Genomic DNA, 26,923 nt, shown 5'->3' with positions numbered 1-26,923 from the left:
CATGTTTAAAAAACGGCCGTTTCTATTTGTTTTTAATACACTGCTCATAGTTTTATTGATGGGGATTAACAACGGGTTGCAAGCCCAAAATTTTATTGATCGCCATGCCTTGGTCACTCGCCATAATGTGGAGATAATGGAGTTTGACTCATTGAATTCTTTGTCCGTAGGCAATGGTGAATTTGCTTTTACTGTTGGGGCTACAGGACTTCAAACCTTTCCGGAATTTTACGAGCGGGGCATTCCGCTGGGCACGCAGTCGCAGTGGGGATGGCACAGTTTCCCGAATACCGGCAACTATATCATGGAAGACGTAGCAAAATATTATACCACGGATGACGGTCGGGAAGTGCCCTATGCTGTACAACCGGATGAAGGACGAGGCGCTGAGGCGGCCCACTGGCTGCGAACCAATCCGCATCGTCTACATTTGGGATTAGTGGGACTAACATTGCTGAAAGAAAACGGAGAAGAGGCCGATATCCAGGATATACAGAATATCGATCAAACGCTGAATCTATGGACCGGCAAAATTGAAAGCCAATACACGGTAGATGGTGAGCCCGTACGGGTAGAGCTGTTTGCCCACCAGGAACAGGATCAAATATCGGTACGCATCGAATCACCGCTTGTGGCCAAGAATCGTCTTAAGGTGAAATTCCAGTTTCCTTATGGAAGTGATTGTCATGTTTGTCCGGGCTATGACTGGACTAAACCCGACCGACATGAAACAGAGTTGATCACTGGGTCTGATTATGAAGCCCGGCTTCAGAGAACGCTGGATGAAACAAACTACCGGCTTGATCTGCAGTGGGAGTCTGCTGGAAAATTGACGGAAGTCGGAACCCATCATTTTCAGCTTTCCCCTCAAACCGTTGAAGATACCTTTGCCTTTAATGTACTCTTCAGTGAAGAGGAAGAGGGACCCGATGAATTTGAAGCGACGGCAGAAAACAGTCGGCAGCAATGGGAAGCCTTTTGGGAGAGTGGCGGCGCGATTGATTTTTCCGGCTCCACCGATCCGCGGGCGGAAGAACTCGAGCGACGAGTTGTTTTATCGCAATATTTAACCAAGATCCAGACCAGTGGCTCGCTGCCACCCCAGGAGACAGGTCTGACGATGAACAGCTGGTACGGCAAATTTCACCTGGAAATGCACTGGTGGCACGGAGTGCACTATGCGCTCTGGAATCGCATTGAATATTTAGAAAATAGCCTTGATTGGTACACTAAAGTGATGGATGAAGCCCGGGGAACGGCAGAGTGGCAGGGGTATGATGGCGTGCGCTGGCAAAAAATGACGGGTCCCGGTGGACGTAAAAGTCCTTCAAGCGTGGGTGAAGTATTGGTTTGGCAGCAACCGCATCCCATCTATTTTGCAGAAGAGCTTTATCGGCAAAATCCAAGTCAAGAAGTGCTTGAAAAGTATAAGGACCGTGTGTTTGCTACGGCTGAGTTTATGGCTTCCTTTGCAACCTATGATTCTACCGACGGAAAGTACCATTTGACCCGACCCGTAAAGCCTGCCCAGGAGTTGTTTGAAACCATGAACACCAAAGATCCACCCTTTGAGATGGCCTACTGGCATTATGGTTTGTCGGTTGCTCAGAAATGGAGGGAACGGTTGGATTTACCTGTCAACAAAGGGTGGCAGAAGATAGCGGATAATCTTGCGCCACTACCCCGGAAGGATAACCTATACCTTCCGAATGCACTCACACCCAATGCTTATACCAACGACAAATATCGGCATGACCACCCGGTGGTGCTCGGGGCCTATGGAATGCTCCCCTCGGCAGAGCTGGTTGATGAGTCGATTATGACCAATACCTATCATGAAATTGAGGATCACTGGATATGGGAGAGTACCTGGGGCTGGGATTATCCGATGATAGCCATGGCGGCTGCTAAACTGGATATGCCCGAGAAGGCCGTGGATGCCCTGTTTATGGATATGAACAAAAATACCTACCTGAAGAATGGACATAACTATCAGGATAAACGGCTGCGGTTGTATCTGCCGGGCAACGGTGGTTTACTAACCGCTGTAGCCATGATGGTCGCTGGATGGGAAAACGGACCTGACACGGAGACCCCGGGCTTCCCGGATAACGGAAAGTGGAACATCAGGTGGGAAAACATTGAGAAAATGCAGTAAAAGCACTACGTAATTAGAACTAACAGGATCAAAATTGTGAAGATGAATTATTGGGTGAAGTATAGTCAAACAGAAGCATCAGCTGTCAATTGGAATTTGCAGACCTCTTGGTCAGTTGTCATGAGTATCGTTTTTTGTTTCTTGATAGCCAACCCGGTGAATGCCCAGGTAACACCGGGAGATGCAGTGGGGCAATGGGAAAAAGAAGGTAACATCATTACGATTCCAACTTCGAATGCCGATATTAAACTGGAGTTCTGTACTCCATCTATGGTGCGGGTGCGGGCCAGTTGGGATGGAGAGTTCGCGGAACCGGAACCCTGGATGGTCACCCAATATGACTGGGGACCGGTGCAGGTTGAGTCTTCGGAGGGCGATGGTTTTTATGATTTTGAGACAACCGATCTGCGCTTGCGTGTTTCAACTGCTCCGTTGCGAATCGCTTTTTACTCGTCAGGTGGGGAGTTACTATCCACAGAGAAGCTGGCCAGTTCTGGAGGCGGTATGGTAAAGAACCAAGATACGGTATCTGTTAAGAAGAAGCTCTTCCCGGAAGAACAGTTTTTTGGGTTCGGCGAACGTATGGACTTCGTCAATCAGCGGGGTAAAAAGATTAAGCTGAATGTAGGGCGGGGACTGGGACGTCCGCATATTGTTGGTGCCTATAACATTCTCGAGGCCAATTACAGCCCGGTACCCTTCTTTATGAGTACGCGCGGGTACGGTATCTTTTTCCATACGCCCTATAGATCTACCTGGGATATGGGGCATTCCAATCCAGATAGTTACTCCTTCAAAGCAGCTGGCGAATTGGATTACTATTTTATTCACGGACCCGAATTCCCTTCCATCCTGGATAGTTATACTGAAGTGACCGGCAAGTCTCCGTTGACGCCTAAAGCTACCCACGGACTCAATGTGGGAACGTACAGCGGGGGCACTTGGGGACATGAGGAACATACCTCCACCGATTATGTGGTCAATCTGGGCCGCAAGTTTAAAGAGCTTGGCATCCCGGCCGATATCCTGCATCTGGATTCAACCTGGCGCATCTTCGGAAAGAATGGCCACGGTTCTACTACTTTCGAGTGGCGCGAAACTTTCGATAATCCCACGGCCATGTTCGACAGTCTGTATGCCATGGGCTACGATATGGTAGGCCTGCATGTGCGTCCCCGTTACGATAATGGAAAAAAGTATAACTTGCTGGATCGCGCCCGGGAGGCGAATATGGTCTACCCAGAGCCGGATAATTCCGGTGAGTTTGTGAATTTCTTTGATTCTACCGCCATAGATTGGTGGTGGGAGAATGGCGTCAGCATGGTGGTGGAACAGGGCGCGATGTTCTTTAAAACGGATGAGGGAAGTGCCTTTGGACGTAAAGCGAATGAAAGCAATAAAGTCGGTCCACAAGGCAAAGATGCCGAGCGACTACACAATGTCTTTCCGGTGGCCTATGCCAAGGTGCCGTTTGAACGATTTAGCAAAGAAAATAACATGCGGGGATTTAATCTCACGCGCGAAGGCTATGCCGGTATCCAGCGGTATCCATACATCTGGGCGGGTGACTGGCCTAGTGAGTGGCAATATTTTGAGCCGGTCATCCGGGCAGGACTGAATATGGGCCTTTCTGGTGTGGGCTACTGGTCGCACAATATGGGTGGGTTTGAGCACAAAGCTGATCCTGAGCTATATATCCGATGGTCGCAATTTGGCATGTTTAGTCCCATAGCGCATGTTTTTGGGATGGATCACCCCGGCTACAAAGAACCTTGGAACTACGGGGAGGAAGCTCAGCGTATCTTCAAAAAGTATGATCGCATGCGGTATCGGTTTATTCCCTATATCTACAGCGAAGCCTGGGAGATGCACAATACCGGCATGCCGCTGATGCGCGCGCTGGTGCTTGAATATCAGGATGATGAAAATGTATACGGCATTGATGATGAATACCTGTTAGGAGATAACCTGCTGGTGGCGCCGGTGACGACCAAAGGGGCAAAGACTCGCATTGTATATCTGCCAGAGGGAACCTGGTACGATTACTGGACCGGCAAAGAGTACAAAGGCAAAGAGTATCATAATATTGTGACTCCACTGGAAAAGTTGCCGCTCTTTGTCAAGGCTGGGGGGATCCTTCCACAACGAAATAATATTGAATCGCTGGGCGAGCAGCCCGCGGATACGCTGACGCTGGAGATCTTTCCCCACGGAACGTCTTCTTTTGAGATCTATGATGATGACGGAAGCAGCAAGGATTACGAAAACGGGGAATATGCTATAACATCCATAAGCTCCGAGGACTCTGATGATCAAATTGAGGTTGGAGTCGAAGCTCCCGAAGGAGATTACGAGGTGCCGGAGCGAGGCTATAAGCTGCTTGTCCATCTTGACGACAAACCCGATGCCGTTGAAGAAGATGGCACGCAAATTTCTTCTGCGTCAAGTTTGGCTGCGTTTAGGGATGACATACATAGTGCCGCTTGGTATTTTGATGAGGAGTCCGGTCAGCTGCACATTCGTCTTTCGGGCAGTAGTAGCGATGACATTACGGCTACAATCGAAAAATGATTATCTATCAGTACTATGGTGCAAGATAATGACAGCAATAAATGTAGTTTTTTTATGGCAGTTATTGCTCTGCTGGTTTCTTTGCTGACCGTATCTTGTTCAGGATCAGACGATTCGCAGCAGACCCAGCGGCCCAATATTCTGGTTATTATGGCCGATGATGCGGGCTGGAATGATGTCGGCTATCACGGATCCGAAATTGAGACGCCCAATATCGATTCAATGGCATCAAGTGGGGTCGCTCTCTCTCGATTCTATGTGGCTCCAACCTGCTCGCCCACCCGTGCAGCTTTCCTGACCGGGATGCCCGCCAGCAGAATGGGCATCGTCGTTCCCATAAGCGGCAGAAGCAAAAAGGCGTTGCCCGACTCTATCACCACTCTTCCTCAAGCATTACAGCAAGCCGGCTACCAAACGGCCTTGATGGGCAAATGGCATCTGGGATTGACCACGGAAAGTGGTCCGGGCGCCTATGGATTTGATTATTCTTATGGTTTCCTGCACGGCCAGATTGATCAGTATACCCACAACTATAAAAACGGCGACGCCAGCTGGTACAAGAATGGCAAGCTGATCGACGAAGAAGGGCATGCTACCGACCTGATTACTCAGGAAGCAATTGACTGGCTGAGCCAAAAAAGAGATCAGAATAGCCCTTTCTTTTTACAGGTTGCCTACAGTGCTCCGCATACGCCTTTGCAGGAAGAAGAAAAGTGGAAAGAAAGATATCAAGGGGTTATTAGCGACACCTCGCGCCTGGATTATGCTGCGGCGATGACGCATATGGATCACGGCATAGGGCAGCTTATAGCAACCCTGAAGAAAGAGGGCCTCGAAGAAAACACGCTGGTGCTTTTTATGAGTGATAACGGTGCCCAGGAGGAATGGGTGCCCGACTGGCAGTACGACGGCAAGTTTGGTCCCAATCGGACGCTGGGCAGTAATCAGCCCTATCGTGGATGGAAAACCTCAAATTATGAAGGCGGCATAAGGGTGCCGGCTGTACTTTACTGGGATGGGCAACTCAACCAAGGTGCTTTCAATAAGTTAGTAAATGTAACAGATTTGATGCCGACATTTTTAGCGCTTGCGGGCGTAGATACCCAGCCTTGTAGTATTGAAGGTCGAAATATTTGGCCTCAGGTATCCGGTCAGGATCAGGATTATGAGAAAGAACGCGAGGTTTATATTCGGGGTCATCTGCAGGAAAGTTTCATTACGCAGGGTTGGAAAATCATTCGAACCCGACATCCGGATGAAGAGCCGGACTATGAACTCTACCAGCTTGCTGAAGATCCGCAAGAGATAAACAATGTTATGGATAAATATCCTAAGAAAGTCGCTGGGATGAAGAAAAGGCTGGAACAGGAGTTTTCAGCGGATGCCGATAGCGTAAATTATACGATTGAATGACAGGATAAGATTATGAAACAACACGCCTTTACGATGAAGCTGAAGCCGGGCTATGAAGAAGAGTATAAGCGGCGACATGATGAAATATGGCCGGAGCTGGAACAGCTGCTTGCGGAGTCCGGAATTCGTAAATACCTCATATACCTGGATGAAGAGACGGGTACATTATTTGCCTACCAGGAGCTCGAGGATGAGCATCAGGATGTTTCAAGCAATCCCGTAGTCCAAAAATGGTGGAAATACATGAAAGATATTATGGATACTAATCCGGATAATTCCCCGGTGGAAAAACCGCTTAAAAAAGTCTTTCAGTTAAAATGATATTATTGAACATATGATTACGATATCTCAAAGATCAAGGCTCCAAGATAAATTAAAAGGCAGTCATCCCCCTGCCCTTGTGGAATCCCGGCAAGCCGGGGCCACATTGTGGCATTCCACGGTCTCTGTCCCCCTTCGAAGGGGGAAGGTTACGGCGTTTTTATCCGTAATCAGGGGGATGATGAAGGGGCTGTTAGCATTGATATTAATTGTTTTTTTCGTACAGTCATCGAAGGCACAGCGGCATATGGAGCAGCTCGATCGGGGTGTTGTAGCGATTCCCCAGGGAGAGGGCAGCGCCTTTATCAGTTGGCGGCTGCTGGCATCAGATGCGCCTGATGTGGCCTTTAATTTGTATCGTGTTTCAGGCGGGGGCTCACCTCAAAAGCTGAATAAAACACTGCTTTCAAAAGGCACCAATTTTGTGGATAAAAAAGTCCCCGCGAATATAAGCAAAATTTCTTATTTCGTCCGCCCTATTGTTGACGGCGAGGAAGGAGAGGCAAGCCAAAGGTATCAGTTTGATCAATCCCATCCCTACCTTTCGGTGCCGGTAGATACGCCCGAAGGATATACAGCCAACGATGCCTCTGTAGGTGATCTGGATGGCGACGGGGAGTACGAGCTGGTCGTCCATATGACCGGGCGTTCGCATGATAATTCGCACTCCGGCTTTACCGACGAGCCCATCCTGGATGCCTATGAACTGGACGGCACACAGCTGTGGCGCATCAATTTGGGCAAGAATATTCGGGAAGGCGCTCATTATACCCAGTTTATCGTGTATGACCTGGATAGCGATGGCCAAGCTGAAATTGCTTGTAAAACCGGCGATGGAACAGTGGATGGCACGGGTAAAGTGATTGGTGATAAAGAGGCGGACTACCGCAATGATGAGGGATATATCCTTGAGGGGCCGGAATATTTAACGGTGTTTGATGGTCAAACGGGAGCAGCATTGGCTACAACCGACTACATTCCGCCGCGCCATCCGGAAACGCTTACCCCGACAAGAGATCAGCTTGACAAAATATGGGGTGATGGATATGGCAACCGCATGGACCGTTTCCTGGCGGGTGTAGCCTACCTGGATGGTGAGCGTCCAAGCCTTATCATGACCCGGGGCTACTACACGCGCTCTGTACTGGCAGCCTGGAACTGGCGAGACGGCAAATTAACCCACCAGTGGACCTTTGACAGTGAAGATGGCATGCCCGGACATAAAGCCTATAGCGGAGAAGGGAATCATCAGCTGAGTATTGGCGATGTAGATCGCGATAATAAAGATGAAATAATTTTTGGGGCAGCCGCTATTGACGACGATGGAACCGGTTTGTATGCTACGGGCATCGGTCATGGAGATGCCTTGCACTTTGGAAATCTGGATCCCAACTATCCGGGAAAGGAAGTGTTTCATATTCAGGAGCGCTTTGATGATGCCGGGGCCAATCTGCGCGATGCCGATTCGGGCGAAATACTCTGGAAAAAGCCTTCGGTTACAGCCAGCGACGAAGGCGAAGGGCCTGGCCGCGGACTGGCTGCCAATATTGACCCGCGGTATCCGGGAACCGAAGTTTGGGTACGGGGTGGAGGTATTGAAGGTCTTTTTAATGTGAAGGGAGAACAGATATCCCAACAGAAGCCAGCGTCGTGTAATTTTGCGCTTTGGTGGGATGGCGATCTGCAGCGGGAACTGTTAACCGAAAATCGTATTACCAAATGGAATTGGGAAGAGGAAACGACGGACTTGCTGCTTGAGGCAGAAGGGGCAACTTCCAATAACTGGACAAAAGCTACGCCTGCTTTGAGTGCCGATTTGCTGGGCGACTGGCGGGAAGAAGTGATTTGGCGATCTGAGGATGGGGAAGAACTTCGGATATATACTACTACAAATCCCACTCAGCATCGGTTTACAACGCTCATGCAAGATCCCATCTACCGGATGAGTATTGCCTGGCAGAATGTAGCTTATAACCAGCCGCCACATCCCGGTTTCTATATCGGAGAGGAGATGTCCACCCCTAAACAACCGAATATTTCTATCGTTCAATAGGCCACTGTAAATATGGCTAACCAAAATTTTGATCATATGCTTGCTACAAAAAAAATAGAAAAATTTTTCTTTAAAGGATTATTAACTGCTTTTCTGCTTTTCTCTTTTGGGCTGGATGGATATGCTCAAACAGAGCCCACCTGGCCGGAAATTACCGAAGAAAATAAACCCTGGACCCGCTGGTGGTGGCAAGGAAATGCCGTGGATAAAGCAAATTTGTCCAGCGATTTGGAGCAGCTGAAAAACGTGAACATAGGGGGAGTGGAGATTACTCCCATCTACGGAGTCGCCGGTTACGAGGACCAGTTTATCAATTATCTTTCCTCAGATTGGATGGATATGCTGGAACATACGCTCCGGGAAGGGGACCGTTTGGGATTGGGAATCGATATGGCAACCGGCACTGGCTGGCCTTTTGGAGGTCCGTGGACTGAGCAAGAGCACGCCAGCAAAAATCTTCGGTACAAGATTTTGGATGTCGAAGGTGGTCAAAATATTCAGCGTGACCTTACGTACATGCAAGAGCCCATGCTCGGCATGATTGGTAAAAGGTTCAACGATCCGGATCAAAAACAAGCGGAGGAGCGGGACCTCACTATTAAAGATATCAAAGAACCCGTTTCAGCTAATGAAAATCTACAGTCTCTGGCTATTAGTCAGCTCCGCTATGAAAAACCGCTGGAGCTGCAAACCGTGATGGCTTATTCTGGTGACGGAAAAATAGTAGACTTGACTGAAAATGTTGATGGCGATAGCAAGCTGAGCTGGCAGGCGCCGCAGGGCAACTGGATCCTTTACGCTCTGTACCAGGGCTGGCATGGCAAGATGGTGGAACGGGCAGCCCCCGGCGGAGAAGGACTGGTGATCGACCATTTTTCTCAAGAAGCCCTTGATGACTATTTAAGTAAATTTGACCAAGCCTTTGAGGGGCAAGATATATCGTCCTTACGCGCCTTCTTTAACGATTCGTATGAAGTGGATGATGCGTCCGGGGAAGCGGCCTGGACCCCGAAACTCTTTGAAGAGTTTAAGCAGCGGAGGGGATACGATCTTCGCAACCACCTGCCGGCCCTGCTGGATGAAGAGCGTGATGGAGCAGAATCCGAGAGGGTGCGTACTGATTTCAGGGAAACAATTTCTGATTTACTGTTGGATAGGTTTACGCGGCCGTGGCAATCTTGGGCAAAAGATAACCAAGCTGTCATACGTAACCAGGCACATGGGTCTCCCGCTAACATCTTAGATCTGTATGCATCCAGTGATATCCCGGAGACCGAGGGGACCGATATTATGCGAGCCAAGATGGCTTCGTCGGCAGCCAATGTAACCGGTAAGCCGCTAATTGCAGCAGAGGCGGCGACCTGGCTGGATGAACATTTCCAAGCTACACTGGCCGAGACGAAGACAGCAGTTGATCGGTACTTCATCAGTGGTGTGAATCATATCGTGTATCATGGAACCGCCTATTCGCCTGATGAAGCCCGCTGGCCGGGCTGGCTGTTTTATGCGGCGGTTCACTACCAGCCTGCGAATCCTTTTTGGGACCATTTTGAAGCTTTCAACAGTTATGTGGGGCGGGTACAGTCGTTCCTGCAATCCGGCAACGCCGACAACGATGTATTGCTTTATTATCCAATTCACGACCGATGGGCAGAACCGGGCCGGGCCATGCTTCAGCATTTCGACGGGGGTATTGATGAGCAGTTTGAAGGTACAGCCTTTAAAGAAGCGGCCGACCTGATGCAGGAAGAAGGCTATACTTTTGATTTTGTATCCGACCGTCAGATTACAGCATCAGAATCTTCAGGAGAAGCCATTAATACTGAAGGCGGGACCTATAAAACGATTCTGGTCCCGGCCGTTGAGTATATGCCGCTGGGGACGCTGGAAAATATACTCCGGCTTGCACAGGGTGGCAGCACGATTCTGATGTACAAAGGGCTGCCAAAAAAGGTAACAGGATTATCCAACCTTGAAAAGAATAAGAAAGCATTCAAGGAGCAGCTGGGCCAGCTGGAGTTTACAGACAGTGGTCAACTACAATCCGCTTCGCTTGGAAAAGGAAAGGTTCTGCTGTCAGATGACCTGAGTTTGTTGTTAAGCGAAGGGAAGATTCACCGCGAGCAGATGACAGACCAGGGGCTTGAGTTCGTCCGCCGGGCCTCCAAAGATGGGCATCATTATTTCGTGACTAATTGGAGCGAAAAACAAGTGGACGGTTGGGTTCCGCTCTCCGTGGAAGCTTCTTCGGCAGCAATTTTTGATCCAATGCAGAATGGTAAAGGATATGCCAAAATGAAAAAAGGATCTGAGGGAAGTACACGAATATATCTGCAACTGGAGCCGGGAGAATCACGCATTGTTAAAACATTTAGTGGGGAGACACATTCAACTACCTATAACTATCTTGCTGTAACAGGCGAGCCTAAAGCTATAGAGGGTGATTGGACCATTGAATTTTTAGAAGGCGGTCCCGTGATCCCGGATGAAATAACAACGGATAATCTTCAGTCGTGGACGAAATTTGAGGGGAGCGAATACCATAATTTTTCAGGCACGGCTCAGTATACTATTGAGTTCGAGGTTCCCAGCCATGAGGGAGCGGGTTGGCAACTGGATCTTGGAAAAGTTTCTGAGAGCGCAAGCGTTACTGTCAATGGGGAGGAGGTCGGAACCGTTATTGGAGCTCCTTATCAACTTTTCATTCCTGCAACGTTAATTGATGATTCTGGATCTAGTACGCTTACGGTTGAAGTTGCCAGTTCAATGGAAAATCGTATTGCATATATGGAGCGAGAGAATATCTTTTGGAAGAAGTTTTACAACGTAAATTTCCCCGCTCGACTGGGAGAAAATAGAAATGAGAGTGGGTTGTTTGATGCTTCCGAATGGAAGCCGCAAGAGTCTGGCCTGCTGGGACCTGTACAATTAACTCCAGTTAAATCTGTTGAATAAGTTTCCTGTCTCAAATTTTTAAGGGTATTTGTTGATTGGTTTCCGCTGATATAGTGATTTCTGAATAATCCACTTACAACGGGACATCAGTCTTGGAAAATCTATATTCATTTCGACCTACATTGCTGTTTTTTTAAAAACGGAGAGCTAAGCAAATTGCAGTCTTAATTTAATAGCTTCTCAGTTTATAAACACTCTTTAGCGCAGATATTTTAATGAAATTGAAATACCTAAAATAAAAATTTAGCAACATATTTTTATTATTGAAAAATGATTTTATATTTAAATAAAGAAAATATTATGTAAGTACGCCTAAAGTGAAGCCATTAGAAGATTTACTTGTCCTTGAATTTAGCCAATATATGTCTGGCCCTTTGGCTGGTTTAAAATTAGCCGACCTGGGGGCACGTATTATAAAAGTTGAGCCACCGGTAACCGGCGAAGGGGGTCGGAATATAGATATCAAAGGTATGTATGTTGATGATAACAGTCTTTTATTTCATACCATAAATAGAAATAAAGAATCGTATGTTGCCAACTTAAAAGTGGAAGAAGATTTTCAGAAAGTAGAAAATCTTATTGCCCGGGCCGATGTTATGACGCATAATTTCCGGCCTGGTGTCATGGAAAGCTTAGGGTTGGACTACAAAAGAGTTAATAAAATTAATCCACAGATTGTTTATGCTGAAATATCGGGCTACGGAACTGACGGTCCGTGGTCGGGCAAGCCGGGCCAGGACTTGTTGATACAGGCCATGTCCGGTTTAACCTATTTGTCTGGAGATCGGGGAGATTTACCTACGCCCTTTGGGTTGTCTGTTATCGATATCTTATGTGGAAATTATTTGGTACAGGGAATTTTGGCTTCGCTTGTTCAAAGAGGTAAAACAAACGAAGGAGCGCATGTTGAGATCAGCCTTCTGGAAACGGCACTGGATTTACAGTTTGAAGTCATTACAACCTTTTTGAATGATGGAGGTAAATTGCCAAACAGGGCTAAACAAGGAAATGCCCATGCTTACCTGGGAGCTCCGTATGGTATTTATAAAACAGTAAACGGATATTTGGCCTTGGCAATGACAGGTCTCGATAAGTTGGGAAAGATTGTTGGGTTAGAGAGTCTGGGGGATTATTCTGACAAGGATTACTTTGATCGGCGGGATGAGATTATGGATAAACTTCGTGCAGTTTTTAAAACCAAATCAACCGACGAATGGTTAGCCCAGTTAGAGCCGGCTGATATATGGTGTGCCGATGTAAAGGGATATAAGGAGTTTCTCAATCACAAGGCTTATCAAATATTAGATATGGATCAAACCTTGGAACTTACAAACGGCAAAGAACTGACTACAACTCGCTGTCCCATCCGTATTGATGAAAAGAGATTCTTCAGCTCAATTGCAGCGCCTCAGCTTGGCGAACATACCAAAGGTATTGATAAAGAATTTGCTTTGGATATGACGTATGAAGAAAATATACATGAAGTGAAAGAGAATTAGATTTGATTAATTATAAGTTATTATTTCTAAATTGATGCAGAAACCTTTAGAAGATATTTTGGTGGTTGATTTCAGTCAGTTTTTGTCGGGGCCCTCGGCGAGTTTAAAACTGGCAGATTTTGGAGCCAAAGTCATTAAGATAGAACGTCCCAAAACAGGAGATATATGTCGCGAATTGTATATTTCTAATGTAAAGATGAATGGGGATTCATCCGTATTTCATGCTATCAACAGAAATAAGGAAAGCTTTACCGCTAACCTTAAAAATGAAAAGGAAAAGCAAGAAGTATGGGCGTTGATCAAAAAGGCTGATATCGTTATTCATAATTTTCGTCCTGGCGTCATGCAGCGCCTGGGATTTGACTATCCATCCGTTCAAAAAGTAAACCCGGATATTATCTATGGAGAAATATCCGGATATGGTAATGAAGGCCCCTGGAAGGATAAACCCGGGCAGGATTTATTAGTGCAGGCACTGTCGGGAATGACAGGATTAAGCGGAAATGCCGGTGATGGCCCGGTTCCCATGGGATTGTCGATTGTGGATATTTTGACAGGCGTGCACCTGGCCCAGGGGCTTCTGGCCTGCCTGGTACGGCGCGGCATCAACCAGGAGCAAAAAGGAGGACTTGTCCGGGTAAGTATGCTTGAATCGGCTGTGGACTTCCAGTTTGAAACGATTACTACCTTTTACGAGGATGGCGGAGAAAAGATCAGCCGATCGCAAAAAAATAACGCTCATGCTTATTTGGGAGCGCCTTATGGCATTTATCAAACGGAAGATGGTTATCTGGCCCTGGCTATGGCATCAATTCCTGAGTTGGGTGATTTATTGGGATGTGAGGAGCTGCTTGCTTTTACCAATCCCAGGAAATGGTATGAGCAACGAGATGAAATAAAGAGAATTTTAGCTGACCGTCTCCGGGATCGAACAACCGAAGAATGGCTGAGAATATTGGAGCCGGCCGATATATGGTGTGCTGATGTATTATCCTGGGATGAGCTTATAGAAAGCGAGGGATTTAAGGCGTTGGATATGATCCAGAAGGTGCAGATGGGGGATGGTTTTACTTCCCAGACGACTCGTTCTCCCTTGAGAATTAATGGTGAACCTCTTTTATCTTCTGTAGGAGCTCCAAAATTGGGGGAGCACACGAAGAGTATCCGAAAAGAACTCATTAGCAGGAATTGAGAATTGATGAATTGAATTTATGTCAAAGCAAACAACATCTCTCAAAATGGCTGTACGGATCTTTGAGCCGTTTGAAGTGGCCATTGCGGAAATGTGGGAGCAATTTTGTCACCATAGAGGCACAGACTTTGAGTTAGATATCGTACCCCTGGAACTGGAAGATCTGCATCGGGAAGCTGTAGCGCAGGAGGGCCTAAAGAACGGGTCTTGGGATTTAGCTCTTATCAATACCGATTGGATTGCAGAGCTTTATGCTAAGGAGGCTGCCAAAAATCTGAAGCCTTACATCGACCGCAATCCTCCGATAGAATTTCCGGACGGATGGTCCGAATCACTATTGAAGATGCAGCAGTTCGGGGATGACATTATTGGCTTGCCATTTCATGACGGACCGGAGTGCCTAATTTATCGTACTGATCTTTTTGAGGATCCTGACGAACAGCAAAAGTTTAAAGAAGAGTATAGAAAAGAACTTAAACCGCCGGAGACATGGGAAGATTTCGTAGATATCGCCCATTTCTTTCACCGCCCCGAAGACAATTTGTACGGATCAGTCTGGGCGGCTTATCCGGATGGACATAATACCGTTTTTGATTTTGCCTTGCAGGTATGGACAAGAGGTGGGGAGCTTACAAACGCGAATGGCGAAGTTGTTCTTAACACTTCAGCAGCAGTAGAGGGTATGGAATTTTACCGCAAACTGTTACAGGATCGACAGGCGGTGCATCCGCAATGTGCTGATTTCGATTCCGTGAAAGCGGGTATGGCTTTTGCCCGGGGAGAAGTGGCGATGATGGTGAACTGGTTTGGTTTTGCCTCGCTTTGTGAATTCCACGAAGAATCAAAAACGAAAGGTAATGTAAACATAACATCCATCCCCCGTAGTTCTGGCGGCACAAAAGTATCCCTGAATGTGTATTGGCTGTATGTGTTGGGGAAGGGGAGTCAACACAAAAAAATTGGATATGAGTTCTTGCGATATGCAGTAACCAGGGGAAATGACAAATTGCTTACGATGAAGGGAGGCATCGGCTGTCGCCTTTCAACCTGGCATGATCCGGAAGTGAATCAAGAAGTACCTTATTACCACCGGCTGGAAGCCTTGCATCAAAATGCAAAAACGCTGCCCCGTAAAACCAATTGGTCAGCAATGGCCGGAGTGATCGACGAGGCCGTCTTGCAGACGATGAATACAAGTCGCCCGGTCAGGGGGATCCTGGAAGAGGCACAAGAATCAATTTCGAAAATATCAGCTACTCAGAGATCATGAAACTAAACTATAAGCCCCCGTTGCCTGATGGTCCGCCCCCAATAGTTATTATCGGGGCTGGAGGTATTGTAAAAGATGCTCACCTGCCGGCCTACAGCAAAGCGGGTTTTGAAGTATATGGATTGGCTGATATTGCCGTCGATAAAGCGCAAAAACTTGCGGAGAAATATGATATTCCTCATGTGTTTAGTTCCGCTGCCGAAGCCGTAGCAGCGGCCCCGTCAAATGCAGTCTATGATCTTGCGCTGGTGGCCGATCAATCAAGAAAGGTCTTGAAACAGTTGCCGGATGGGGCTCCGGTTTTGATTCAAAAGCCGATGGGCGACTCTTATAATGAAGCGAAAGAGATACACCAGATTTGTAAAAGCAAGAACTTAACCGCAGCCGTTAATTTTCAGCTTCGGTATGCTCCTTTTGTAAGTGCAGCCCGCCAGGTTATCGATCAGGGGTTGATTGGTGAGATTTATGACATGGAAGTACGACTGACAACTCATACTCCGTGGGAAATATTTCCCAGCCTGATGGACCATCCGCGCCTGGAAATTATGTATCACAGCATTCATTATATCGATTTGATTCGCTCTTTCCTGGGGACACCAAAGGGCGTGATGGCTAAAACGCTCAGGCATCCGGCTAAAGAAATTTCTTCCACAAGAACCACCCTTTTATTTGACTATGGAGATACTCTCCACGCGGTTATCAATACGAATCATGACCATGAGTTTGGTCCTGAGAATCAGGAAAGTTTTATCAAATGGGAAGGAACCAAAGGTGCAATTAAGGCAAAGATGGGACTGCTGCTGGACTATCCCAAGGGAAAGCCAGACAAATTTGAATACTGCTTACTGGAAGAGGACAAAGAACCCCGGTGGCAAACTCAGAAGCTGGATACAAGCTGGTTTCCCGATGCGTTTATTGGCACGATGGCAAGCCTGATGAGATTTGTGGAAGGTTCCTCACCCACACTTCCAACCTGTGTAGATGATGCCCTGGAAACCATGGCCGCAGCTGAGAGCGCATATATTTCCAATAACCGCGGCGGAGCATGGATTGAGGATCGAAGTAAAATATGACCTAAAAGAGAACCCAGAATATAATTACGGAAGCGATGAGTGAAAAAGCGATTTTTTTTGAGGATTACCAGTTGGATGACAGCCGGGAAACATTCGGACGTACCATTACAGAATCAGATATTGTCATGCATGCGGGCCAAACCGGTGATTTTTTCCCTCACCACATGGACAAAGAGTGGTGTAAAGACCAGCCTTTCAAGAAACGAATTGCACATGGCACCCTAATCTTTAGTATTGGCATTGGCCTGACGGCTAACGAGATAAATCCCGAAGCGTTCTCGAAGGGATATGATCAGCTTCGGTTTATAAAACCGGTTTATATCGGAGATACAATCCGATCGGTCATTACGATTGCCGATAAATCGGACTACAAGCGACCAGAATTGGGGCAGGTAACCGAGCATGTCGAAGTCTATAATCAAAAAGATGATATAGTGCTGGCCTGCGATCACCTGTTACTGGTCAACCGAAAGAATACCAACTGATGTTTGCCCACCGTGCTGGTACCGTTTTAAATGTTTATGCGGCAGTTTCACTATAAGCCGCAATTATAACTTATAAAAAGTGATTGATAATCTATTTGCTATGACAAATCAAAAAACTCAGAATCTATTTTCAAATGTTCTTTTATTTGGGATGTTGGTACTTTTTTTGGGTTGTAACGCTCCGAAGGAAGAGTCTTACGACGCCACGGGTACTCTAAAGGAGTACGTGTCTTACTTTAACCAAATGGAAGAGGAGGGCGTAGTCAATCATATATCAAATGAAGAATCCTATAGCTGGCTGGAAAAAAATATCCCGCTTTTTGAAGCCCCGGACTCTACCCTGGAGCAGACCTACTATTATCGTTGGTGGACCTTCCGGAAGCATCTGAAGAAAACCCCGGAAGGATTTGTATTTACTGAATTCATCAGGCCGGTCAGTCATGCCGGCAAGTATAATACCGTTAGCTGTGCCCTGGGGCATCATGTTTACGAGGGGCGATGGCTCCACGATGATAAATTTATCGATGAATATATCCTATTCTGGCTTATTCGGGATCAGTATGCAGAAAATCCGCAGGCTCACAAATATAGCAGTTGGCTGGCTGATGCAGTATACCATCGATACCTGGTCAATAAAGATGAAGTGTTTGTGTCTTCGCTGGTCGATGAGCTGAACCAGGATTATAGGCAATGGCACCGGGAAAAAGGATTGTCGAATGGGTTGTACTGGCAGTACGATGTCAGGGATGGCATGGAGGAATCGATCAGTGGATCTCGAACCGATAAGAATGCACGCCCCACTATTAACAGCTATATGTACGGCAATGCGGTGGCATTAGCGAATTTGTCCGACCTTATTGGCCGTGACAGTCTCCAAGAGGCCTATCAAAATAAGGCATCCAGGCTGAAACAATTGGTCCGGGAAGAGCTTTGGGATTCGGATGCTCAGTTCTTCAAGGCACAGCTCGAGGATGGTACCCTCTCAGACGCCCGCGAAGCAATAGGTTTCATTCCCTGGTATTTTGATTTGCCCGCCGACAAAGAGAATTTTGCCCGGGCATGGGATCAGTTAGAAGATCCCCAGGGATTTTTAGCACCCTGTGGATTGACTACAGCGGAAAGAAGACATCCCGAATTCAGGACGCATGGTACCGGTGAATGTGAGTGGGATGGAGCCGTATGGCCTTTTGCCACGACGCAAACGCTGAAAGGAATGGCCAAGCTGTTGACTGGCTATTCCAATCATTCGGTCCAAAAAGAAGACTATTTTGAAGTTCTGAAAACCTATGCGAACTCGCATGAAAAGAATGGTAAGCCCTATATCGGCGAGTATCTCGATGGGAAAACCGGTGAATGGTTGAAAGGAGATAACCCGCGGAGTCGATATTACAACCATTCGGGTTTTGCGGATTTGATTATCAATGATTTGATAGGACTGAAACCACAGCCCGGAGATTCGGTTGTGGTCAAGCCATTGATACCTGAAGGAAAATGGGACTGGTTCTTGTTGGACAATGTGAAATACCACGACCGAATCCTGATTATTCAATGGGATAAGACCGGAGAAAAGTATGGTAATGGACAAGGATTGAGAATTTTTGCAGATGGAGAGCAGATCTATCAATCGGATACGTTAAAACCAGCTACTTGTGAGCTACCCGGAGCATCCGATGCCCATCCGGTTCAGCAAGTTGGGATGAAATAATGGTGCAATAAGAAATTACTCGCTTTCAGATCAATAAAGGGGATTGGAAGAAATTTTTATTAAAAAATAAGGGATGTTAGAGCTACCTGTTGTAGATTACGTAATTTTGATTGTGTACTTGCTCGGAATTGTTATTCTCGGGTCGTGGTTTGTCCGTAAAAATCGTACGCCAGATGCTTTTATGGCCGCTAATCGTTCGTTGTCGGGCTGGGTCGTTGGATTATCGATTGTGGGTACCTATATCAGTAGCATCAGTTTTTTGGCCAATCCCGGTAAATCCTATATGGCAAACTGGAATCCTTTGGTATTCAGTTTTGCCTTACCCATTGCCGGTTGGATAGCCATCCGATATTTTGTGCCTTTCTACCGGAAGGTTGGAGAAGTATCGGCCTACCATCATTTGGAAAATCGGTTTGGGCCCTGGGCCAGAACCTATGCCGTAGTTATGTATTTATTAACGCAAATGGCCCGGGTTGGCACCATTCTATACCTGGTTGCGTTGACCATGACCACGTTTTTGGGCGTTAGCATTCAGACCATCATCATTATTACAGGGGTGCTTGTAATTATCTATACGCTATTGGGAGGGATTGAAGCCGTTATTTGGACAGATGCCGTACAGACCGTTGTACTGGTTTTTGGAGCCATTATTACCATTGTAGTCCTTTTGGTTAATATGCCCGGAGGGATATCTCAGCTCTTTACTGTAGCTATGGAAAGCAACAAATTTAGTCTTGGAAGTTTTGGAAGCAGTTTATCCGAACCAACCTTTTGGGTGGTATTGGTTTATGGTATGGCGATAAACTTGCAGAATTTTGGAATTGATCAAGGATATATTCAGCGATATATCACCGCCCGTTCTGATAAGGATGCCCAAATGAGTGTCTGGATAGGCGCTCTGTCTTATATTCCGATATCCGCAACCTTCTTTTTTATCGGTACGGCTCTTTTTGTTTTTTATTCGGCGCAGCCTGAATTGCTTCCTGCCGGGATTGAGGGCGATTCGGTTTTTCCCTACTTTATAGTTTCTGAATTACCGGTCGGTATAACCGGGATTATTATTGCTGCTATTTTTGCGGCGGCAATGAGTACGGTGGACTCCAGCCTCAATAGTTCTGCTACCCTGATTTTGGAGGATATCTATAAACGCTATGTGCGTCCCAATGCCAGCGATAAAGAAGCCATGAGGGTTCTATATACAGCTACTCTTGTTTGGGGAATCATTGGAACAGGGATGGCTCTTCTGATGATAGGGGCGCAGAGTGCTCTTGATATCTGGTGGGAGTACGCCAGTATTTTCAGCGGGGGCATGTTGGGACTGTTCTTGCTTGGTCTGATATCTCGTGCCCGGAACCCGGCAGCCATAACCGGGGTCTGCTGCGGCATGCTGGTTATTCTCTGGATGTCGGTCTCGAAAAGCTGGACTGGCAACCTCGCTGCGTTTAGCAGTCCTTTCCATACCTTTCTGGTTATTGTGATCGGAACGTTGGTCATTTTATTGGTTGGGATATTTGTCAGCCGAATGAGAAGGTCTTTTAGCAAAAAGTGAGGTTATCCCATTTATTAAGTTAGCATAAGAAGGAATCGTAACACAACTGAAGAAGTCAACAATCGATGAAAGTAAATAAGTTTGAAGGCATAATTCCGCCGATGGTTACCCCATTGCAAAAAAATGGCAAACTGGATGTGCGGGGACTGGAAAAGCTCCTGAATCACCTTATTGAAGGAGGAGTAAACGGTTTGTTTATATTGGGAACCACAGGCGAAGGTCCAAGCCTGTCTTACCATCTGCGAGAGGAACTCATTAAGCGCGTTTGCAGGCAGGTGGATGGAAGAGTTCCTGTATTAGTCGGTATTTCGGATTCTTCTTACGATCAATCCGTTTACATAGCGGAAAAGTCCCGGGAATATGGAGCTGAGGCGGTTGTGGCGGCTCCTCCTTTTTACCTCCAAATAACCCAGGAAGAGCTTTATCGTCATATGCAGCAGCTGGTCAATGAAGTTTCTCTTCCGGTATTTTTATATAATTATCCAGGCTTGACCAAGACCCATTTTGGGCTGGATACGTTAGCTAAATTGCTGGAGTTGCCCGGAGTGATAGGCGTTAAAGACAGTTCTGGGGATATGGACTATTTTAACAGGGTCAGACAGCTGGTAAATAACAAGGGTTTGCCTTTATTGATTGGGCCCGAGGAGCTTCTAATGAAATCACTGGTGATGGGAGGACAAGGGGGCGTCTCTGGTGGAGCCAATATTTTTCCAGAGCTTTACGTGGGCCTTTACAAGAACATCCAAGAAGGAAATTTGGACGAAGCATCAAAATTACACGAAAGGATAATGAAATTGAGTAGTGTGGTTTATAGTGGAAGTGATAATAGCTCGGGTAACGTAATTAGTGGAATCAAAAAAGCATTGTCTTGTCTAAATGTTTGTGAAGAATATGTTGAAAAACCATTGATGAAGGTTTCTGATGAAAAGGCCGGAAAAATTAAGCAGTTTTTGTCAGAATATGCATAGAAAGAATAGGGAGAGCTTATGCAGCGTAAACTTTGAAGCCCAACGTAAATTTTAGCATAATAGACTTTTGGGTGACTTTTATGAAAAGGGTAAAGGTCATCCAATATTAAGTAAATTTTTTCCATCGATCGATTTTAGTATAGGCGGTGGGAAAACCCGTGTCGGAACAATTCGTAGCAAAGTATTGGCTTTAATGGGGCCAATACATCGTTCTACTGCTCCTTTCAGATATTTTATTTCCCAGATTACTGGTATTAGGAAAGGATTATGCGCATAAATTTATATATAAATAAAAATTTGATATTTAAAATGATTTCCATTTTATTGAAAACAGATGAAATAATTTTCTTCTTTTTATTAAAGAAAGGGATTTTTTTTAAGCAGTAGTGCAAACGATTGCACATTAAAATTAAATCTGTTAGTTGTAAATAATGGGAGTTTAAATATGGATAGATTAAGCCAAATAGTAATAAAGGGATGCTTGGTTTTGTTTTTGGGTTTTATGGTACTGACCCCAAAGCTAAGTGCTCAGGATGTGACGGTTTCCGGAAACGTATACGATTCTGAAACCAATGATGTGTTAGCAGGAGTTAATATATTAGTGAAGGGTACAAATATAGGAACCAGCAGCGATGCCTCTGGTAATTTTATAGAGAATGTTCCCTCTTCTAGCGATACTCTTATCTTTTCGTATATCGGTTATGAAACAAGGGAGGTACCTCTTAATGGCCGAACAGAGATCAGTGTGGGACTGCAACCTCAGGTACTTTCCGAAGACGAGATGGTTGTTGTTGGTTATGCCGAGCAAAAACAAGAACATTTGACCGGTGCAGTCGAAACAATAGACATGAATGAGGTCAATGAGCTGCCGGTAGGTGACTTGGCGACTGCCATACAGGGAAGGTTGCCGGGAGTAAACTTTTCCGGAGGTTCAGCAAGGCCGGGTTCAAAACCAATCATGACAATTAGGAACCCCATGTCCATGTCAAAGGATGGGGGGAATAACCAGCCGTTATATGTGATTGATGGAATTCTGCAAATTGATTCGCAGGGAAGAAATGACAATAGTTTGTTTAATTCATTAGATCCCTCTGAGGTCGAAAGCGTGAGTATCTTAAAAGATGCAGCTGCTGCTGTCTATGGTTCGCGGGCTGCTAATGGAGTAGTCGTGATTGAAACAAAGCAAGGCCATGAAGGAGCGCCACGGTTTACCTATAGTGGTTCCTATGGGATAAGCGATGAACAGGAGCGAACAAAAATGCTGAATGCTGCTGAATTTGCCCGATATATTAATATCATGAACGGTCCTAATGGAGCAAATCAGGAGCGGGGCGTCTCAGGCAGTGACAATTATTTCTTCTCAGATGATGAGATTTCTCACTTTGGAACCATTGATTATGACTGGCTTGATAAGGCTTGGTCCGCGTCTACTACGCAACGACACTCATTAAATGTAAGTGGTGGATCACAGAGAGCAACCTATTTCGGTGGAGTCTCTTATTACAAGCAGACAGGAAACTTAAGCGAGGTCAATTACGATAAGTGGACGTTTCGGGCTGGAAGCAACATAACAGTAGCCAGTGGATTAAGGGCAAATCTGCAAGTTTCTGGTAACTATTCAAACCAGTCAACCACTTTCAACAAGGTAGCCGGTGAAGATCAGGAGGATGATTATAATAATCTGCTGAGAGCCCCACGATACATACCTACACATATCCAAGGGTTACCGGTACAGTTGCCTGGAAACGATCGCCTGGCAGGCTATCATTATTTTGCAATCCGGAATATGAATAACTATGCAAAAGATAAAGGCCAAAATATAGCTGTTAATGTAAGTGCCGAATATGAAGTTCCTTTTATTGATGGATTACGGCTTAAAGGTTCATATGGACGAAGTATGGGCAGTGGAAGAGGAAGTCAGTTAGGTCAAGTGTATTCCGTGTACGACTTTGCTCAATCTGGAGAAAACGGGCACATATATGATGAGAATGCCGAGATGATCGGGAGTGAAGAAGTGAGCAATGGCAATCGAATTTTTTATTCGAATTCAAACAATTTATCTGAACAGTATAACTTCACTGGGACTTATGAGAAAACATTGGGAAGACATAATTTTAGTGCATTAGCAACTATAGAAAGAGCGGAGTCTGAAAGCTCAAGAGAACGAGTTAGAAAAGAAGAAGTGGCTCCGGGTTCTAATGGTCACTTCAATACAGCTTTTGGAAACATCGATGGTTATACCTTTGGTTATGAGTCAGGATCGCTTTCTTATGTAGGACGAGTGAATTATCAATATAATGAGCGATATTTAGCCGAATTTTTATATCGAACCGACGCCTCTACAAAGTTTGCACCGGAAAACTACTGGGGACATTTCTACTCCATTTCGGGTGGTTGGATTATATCCAACGAATCCTTTTTCAACTCTGATGTGATTGACTTTTTAAAGATTCGCTACTCGCACGGTAAATTAGGGAAGGATGATACCCGTCCCTGGCAATGGCGGCAACGATTTACCTTCCAAAAAGGACAAGGAGCTGTATTTGGAGGCAATAACCGTACCTCTGACGGTATGAAGATGGAAGTATCACCCAATCGTGATGCTACCTGGAGCGATGATTATAAAAACAACCTCGGGATCGATGCGCGCTTTTTAGATGACCGATTATCTGTAAGCATCAATGCCTTCTACAATAAAGGAAGAAATATGCTTCTTGAGCGAACAGGAGCTGTCCCATTTTCGATTGGAGGCTCGGTAGCGGCTGAAAATTATGGAGAAGCAAACTTCTGGGGCGGTGACATTTCTGTAGGCTGGGAAGGAGCCGTAGGAAATGATATCTCTTATGGCATTGATTTACAGACAGGATGGAGTACCAACAAAGTACTTGTTGGCGACTTTGATGAAAATTCTGTCCTTCCCTGGAGAGCAGGTCCCGGTCAGTCCAGTGATGTTGGTACCTGGGGCTATGATTACCTGGGTATGTTTAAAAACCAAAGTGATATTGATGAGTATGTTAGCAAATATAATATTGAGCAAGTATTTGGTGTAACAGCAGATAACTTAAAGCCGGGCATGCTCTATTACCGGGATGTGCGGGGAGAACATTTGGGTGACGGTGAATTCGCCGGTCCCGATGGCATTATTGATCGAAATGACCAGGTTCAGTTAGAAAGTCCCAACAGTAGTGTTGGTATTGGGACAACCGTAAAATTTGCTTACAAGAACCTGAGCTTTAATGCGAATATGGGGATTTCATGGGGTGGCTTTGATGATATCGATGCCAGAGACGCCCGTTTAGAATCAGATATCCGTCAAAACTTTCAAAGTGTACCTAAAATATGGAACGATGTCTATGACCCGGAACTGAACCCGGATGGTACTATGCCCAATCCATATTATGACAATATCTATAATAGACCATCAGATTTTTGGCGAGTGAGTAGTTTCCGATTTGGAGTGCGAAACTTCAACTTGAGCTATTCAATGCCAACGGAAACCGCAGAAAAGCTGAACCTGTCAAGCCTTAAAGTGAATTTAACAGGGCTAAACCCAATCAACTTTGTAAATCCGTATTCTTATAAAGGTGCAAGTGGATCATGGGAAAACTATCCTACTTTGAGAACCTTTTCTCTTGGCATAACTCTTCGACCTTAATACATACAAATATCAGAACAATGAAAAAATTTAATATAGTACTTTTATTGGTCTCATTAGTAGCAGTGATGTCTTGTGATGACAGCTTTCTGTCAGCAAAAGAAGACTATACGGGCTCAAACGAAGAAGTCTTTAAAGATCCTTTACGGGCCACAGCCTATGTGGATTATATATATGGTCAGTTCCTTCCTTCGGATGGGAATGCGCCGCAATGGTTTTATATTCATTCACATAATGATGATTTAATGCAAACCAGTGATGAAGCCTATGGAGAAAGCCGGTGGAATCAAGAGTGGGCAGAGATCTCACCGAGTGAGTACCATGCCTGGGATTATATTGGTCGCAAGATGGAAAACAGGGTTCGAAATACTACGTACACCCGGATACGTCAAATTAACCTGTTCCTCACCAATGTCGACAAATACGATACGATGGATGAGGAAACAAAAAATCGCCTGAAGGGACAGATGTATTTTTGGAGAGGATTTCAGTATTTCGATTTGGCAAGCTGGTATGGTGGGGTGCCCATTGAGTTGGAACCCAAAAATCCGATTGTAGATCCCGCGGGAGAAACGCCCAGAAGCTCTGCAAAAGAAACCTTAGAGCAGGCAATGTCGGATTTGGATAAAGCCAAGGAGCTGCTTCCGGGAAGATGGGAAGATGCATCGGACTGGGGCCGCGTAACCAGCGGAACGGCAGCGGCTTTAAAAGGACGCGCTGCCTTGTTGTGGGCAAGTCCGCAATTTAACCGAAACGACGATCGGGCAAGGTGGGAAGCGGCCTACGAGGCTAATAAAGAAGCGAAAGAAATTTTGGAGGCTAATGGATTTGGGTTATATCAGGGCGACTGGGGAGATATCTGGAGCGAAGAAGTAAATAATCCGGAAGCTGTTTGGGTATGGGGTTTTAATAATAATACCCAGGACCAGATACAGATGAACAGCGGTTGGGAGACGGTTACACGACCCAGTGATCAAAATTCTTTTAACCAGTTAAAACCTACAAAGCAAACGGTAGATGCATTCCCGATGAAAGACGGGAGGCAGCCGGGCGAGTCTCCAAATTATGAATACGATTTGCAAACCTTTTATAAGGACCGGGATCCACGCTTTTATGCTACTTTTGTTTTTACCGGAGATGAATTTGCGTACGAGCAAGATCCAGAGTACCGCTCCTGGAATTATACCTGGTTTGGTGAAGAAGGCTTAGAAGCACCGAATGAAAATACGGGTGATGCTGCAAATAATAGTGGTTTCTATGTCAAAAAGATGACCACAGCAAACTCTTCTAATGACGACTTTTTCACAGCCTCTGGTAATGACTATATCGAGTTACGCTTCGCCGAAGTGGTACTGAATCTCGCAGAATCCGCCATTGGTGCAGGAAAACTGCAAGAGGGAAAGCAGGGGATTATGGACATCCGTGAACGTGCCGGTATAGAGAATATGGACGGTAGCTACGGGCTGGCCAATGTAAATTCTCGGGATGGTTTGTTAGGTGCCGTTGTAAAAGAACGACAAGTAGAGTTTGCCTATGAAAGGAATAAGCGGTATTACACACTAAAACGGTGGATGCTGTTCAATGATGACTTTGGAACCTGCAGTCGTCTGGGAATCGAACCTATCCAAGGTACTCGAAGAACCGGTTTCTACTTTATTGCCCAAGATGGCGAAGGTAATGATTATGTGGGTTCTGATGATCCGTTTGAGGGCGAAAATGCGCCGGTAGTAAGCCGTGAGCCCGATGAATACCCTGAAGGGATTAACAATCAGGATGAATATTCGGAATGGTTACGGGATAATTATTTCCGTGTTGCCGTTCGTGACGATCTGGATCCTACGGACAACAACTGGACTTTCCAATGGTATAATGAGTTTTATTTCCTGGGCATTTATCAGGAATTGATGGATACTAACCCGTATTTAGAACAGACTGAAGGCTGGGGTGGAACCTTTGACCCCCTCGCTGAACAATAGGGAAAAGGCTCAGCTGCCATTGAAGGTAGAGAATAATTTAATCCTGATGTTAAAGAGACAATACAGCAAATTAAGGTTCG

16 protein-coding genes are annotated in these 26,923 nt (G+C 45.8%); all 16 read left to right on the top strand.

Annotated elements, in window-relative coordinates; all coding sequences use genetic code 11:
• The first annotated feature begins 58 nt into the window (after window positions 1-58).
• The 16 genes from J6I44_RS00475 to J6I44_RS00400 all read left to right on the top strand — a co-directional run bounded on the left by J6I44_RS00475 (window position 59) and on the right by J6I44_RS00400 (window position 26,843).
• Window positions 59-2,158 carry a hypothetical protein gene (locus tag J6I44_RS00475; RefSeq protein WP_265763961.1) on the top strand — a complete coding sequence of 700 codons (2,100 nt, stop codon included), beginning with the start codon at window positions 59-61 and terminating at the stop codon, window positions 2,156-2,158.
• Between the two features lie 42 nt (window positions 2,159-2,200).
• Window positions 2,201-4,729 (top strand): glycoside hydrolase family 31 protein, encoded by a 2,529-nt coding sequence (locus J6I44_RS00470; RefSeq protein WP_265764420.1) that lies wholly within the window; start codon window positions 2,201-2,203, stop codon window positions 4,727-4,729.
• Window positions 4,730-4,783: 54 nt separating this feature from the next.
• Complete coding sequence (locus J6I44_RS00465; RefSeq protein ID WP_265763960.1) at window positions 4,784-6,142, top strand: sulfatase-like hydrolase/transferase; 1,359 nt, start codon at window positions 4,784-4,786, stop codon at window positions 6,140-6,142.
• A 12-nt stretch (window positions 6,143-6,154) separates the two neighbouring features.
• A complete protein-coding gene (gene rhaM, locus J6I44_RS00460) occupies window positions 6,155-6,463 on the top strand; it encodes an L-rhamnose mutarotase (protein WP_265763959.1) in 309 nt (102 codons plus the stop codon).
• Window positions 6,464-6,476: 13 nt separating this feature from the next.
• On the top strand, window positions 6,477-8,516 hold the full coding sequence (locus tag J6I44_RS00455; protein ID WP_265763958.1) for a rhamnogalacturonan lyase: 2,040 nt from the start codon (window positions 6,477-6,479) through the stop codon (window positions 8,514-8,516).
• A 12-nt stretch (window positions 8,517-8,528) separates the two neighbouring features.
• Entirely contained in the window at window positions 8,529-11,471 is a 2,943-nt protein-coding gene (locus J6I44_RS00450; RefSeq protein WP_265763957.1) for a glycosyl hydrolase, read from the top strand.
• Between the two features lie 317 nt (window positions 11,472-11,788).
• Window positions 11,789-12,970, top strand: a complete 1,182-nt coding sequence (locus tag J6I44_RS00445; RefSeq protein ID WP_265763956.1) for a CaiB/BaiF CoA transferase family protein — start codon at window positions 11,789-11,791, stop codon at window positions 12,968-12,970.
• Window positions 12,971-13,004: 34 nt separating this feature from the next.
• On the top strand, window positions 13,005-14,162 hold the full coding sequence (locus tag J6I44_RS00440; protein WP_265763955.1) for a CaiB/BaiF CoA transferase family protein: 1,158 nt from the start codon (window positions 13,005-13,007) through the stop codon (window positions 14,160-14,162).
• A 19-nt stretch (window positions 14,163-14,181) separates the two neighbouring features.
• The gene (locus tag J6I44_RS00435; protein ID WP_265763954.1) at window positions 14,182-15,432 is read left to right on the top strand and encodes an extracellular solute-binding protein; all 1,251 of its coding nucleotides are present in this window, start codon (window positions 14,182-14,184) and stop codon (window positions 15,430-15,432) included.
• Window positions 15,429-16,505: a Gfo/Idh/MocA family protein gene (locus J6I44_RS00430; protein ID WP_265763953.1), complete on the top strand. Its 1,077-nt coding sequence runs from the start codon at window positions 15,429-15,431 to the stop codon at window positions 16,503-16,505. Before J6I44_RS00435 ends, J6I44_RS00430 begins: the two co-directional genes overlap by 4 nt.
• 35 nt (window positions 16,506-16,540) lie before the next feature.
• Window positions 16,541-16,990: a MaoC/PaaZ C-terminal domain-containing protein gene (locus J6I44_RS00425; protein WP_265763952.1), complete on the top strand. Its 450-nt coding sequence runs from the start codon at window positions 16,541-16,543 to the stop codon at window positions 16,988-16,990.
• A 100-nt stretch (window positions 16,991-17,090) separates the two neighbouring features.
• Window positions 17,091-18,695: an MGH1-like glycoside hydrolase domain-containing protein gene (locus J6I44_RS00420; protein ID WP_265763951.1), complete on the top strand. Its 1,605-nt coding sequence runs from the start codon at window positions 17,091-17,093 to the stop codon at window positions 18,693-18,695.
• A gap of 73 nt (window positions 18,696-18,768) precedes the next feature.
• Window positions 18,769-20,244: a sodium:solute symporter family protein gene (locus J6I44_RS00415; RefSeq protein WP_265763950.1), complete on the top strand. Its 1,476-nt coding sequence runs from the start codon at window positions 18,769-18,771 to the stop codon at window positions 20,242-20,244.
• Between the two features lie 65 nt (window positions 20,245-20,309).
• The gene (locus J6I44_RS00410; RefSeq protein WP_265763949.1) at window positions 20,310-21,212 is read left to right on the top strand and encodes a dihydrodipicolinate synthase family protein; all 903 of its coding nucleotides are present in this window, start codon (window positions 20,310-20,312) and stop codon (window positions 21,210-21,212) included.
• Between the two features lie 445 nt (window positions 21,213-21,657).
• Window positions 21,658-24,867 carry a SusC/RagA family TonB-linked outer membrane protein gene (locus J6I44_RS00405; RefSeq protein ID WP_265763948.1) on the top strand — a complete coding sequence of 1,070 codons (3,210 nt, stop codon included), beginning with the start codon at window positions 21,658-21,660 and terminating at the stop codon, window positions 24,865-24,867.
• 20 nt (window positions 24,868-24,887) lie between these two features.
• The gene (locus tag J6I44_RS00400; RefSeq protein ID WP_265763947.1) at window positions 24,888-26,843 is read left to right on the top strand and encodes a RagB/SusD family nutrient uptake outer membrane protein; all 1,956 of its coding nucleotides are present in this window, start codon (window positions 24,888-24,890) and stop codon (window positions 26,841-26,843) included.
• Window positions 26,844-26,923 lie beyond the last annotated feature (80 nt).

This window comes from Fodinibius salsisoli, from assembly GCF_026229185.1.
Taxonomy (GTDB): domain Bacteria; phylum Bacteroidota; class Rhodothermia; order Balneolales; family Balneolaceae; genus Fodinibius; species Fodinibius salsisoli.
This window is presented reverse-complemented; position numbering and strand designations above follow the sequence as displayed.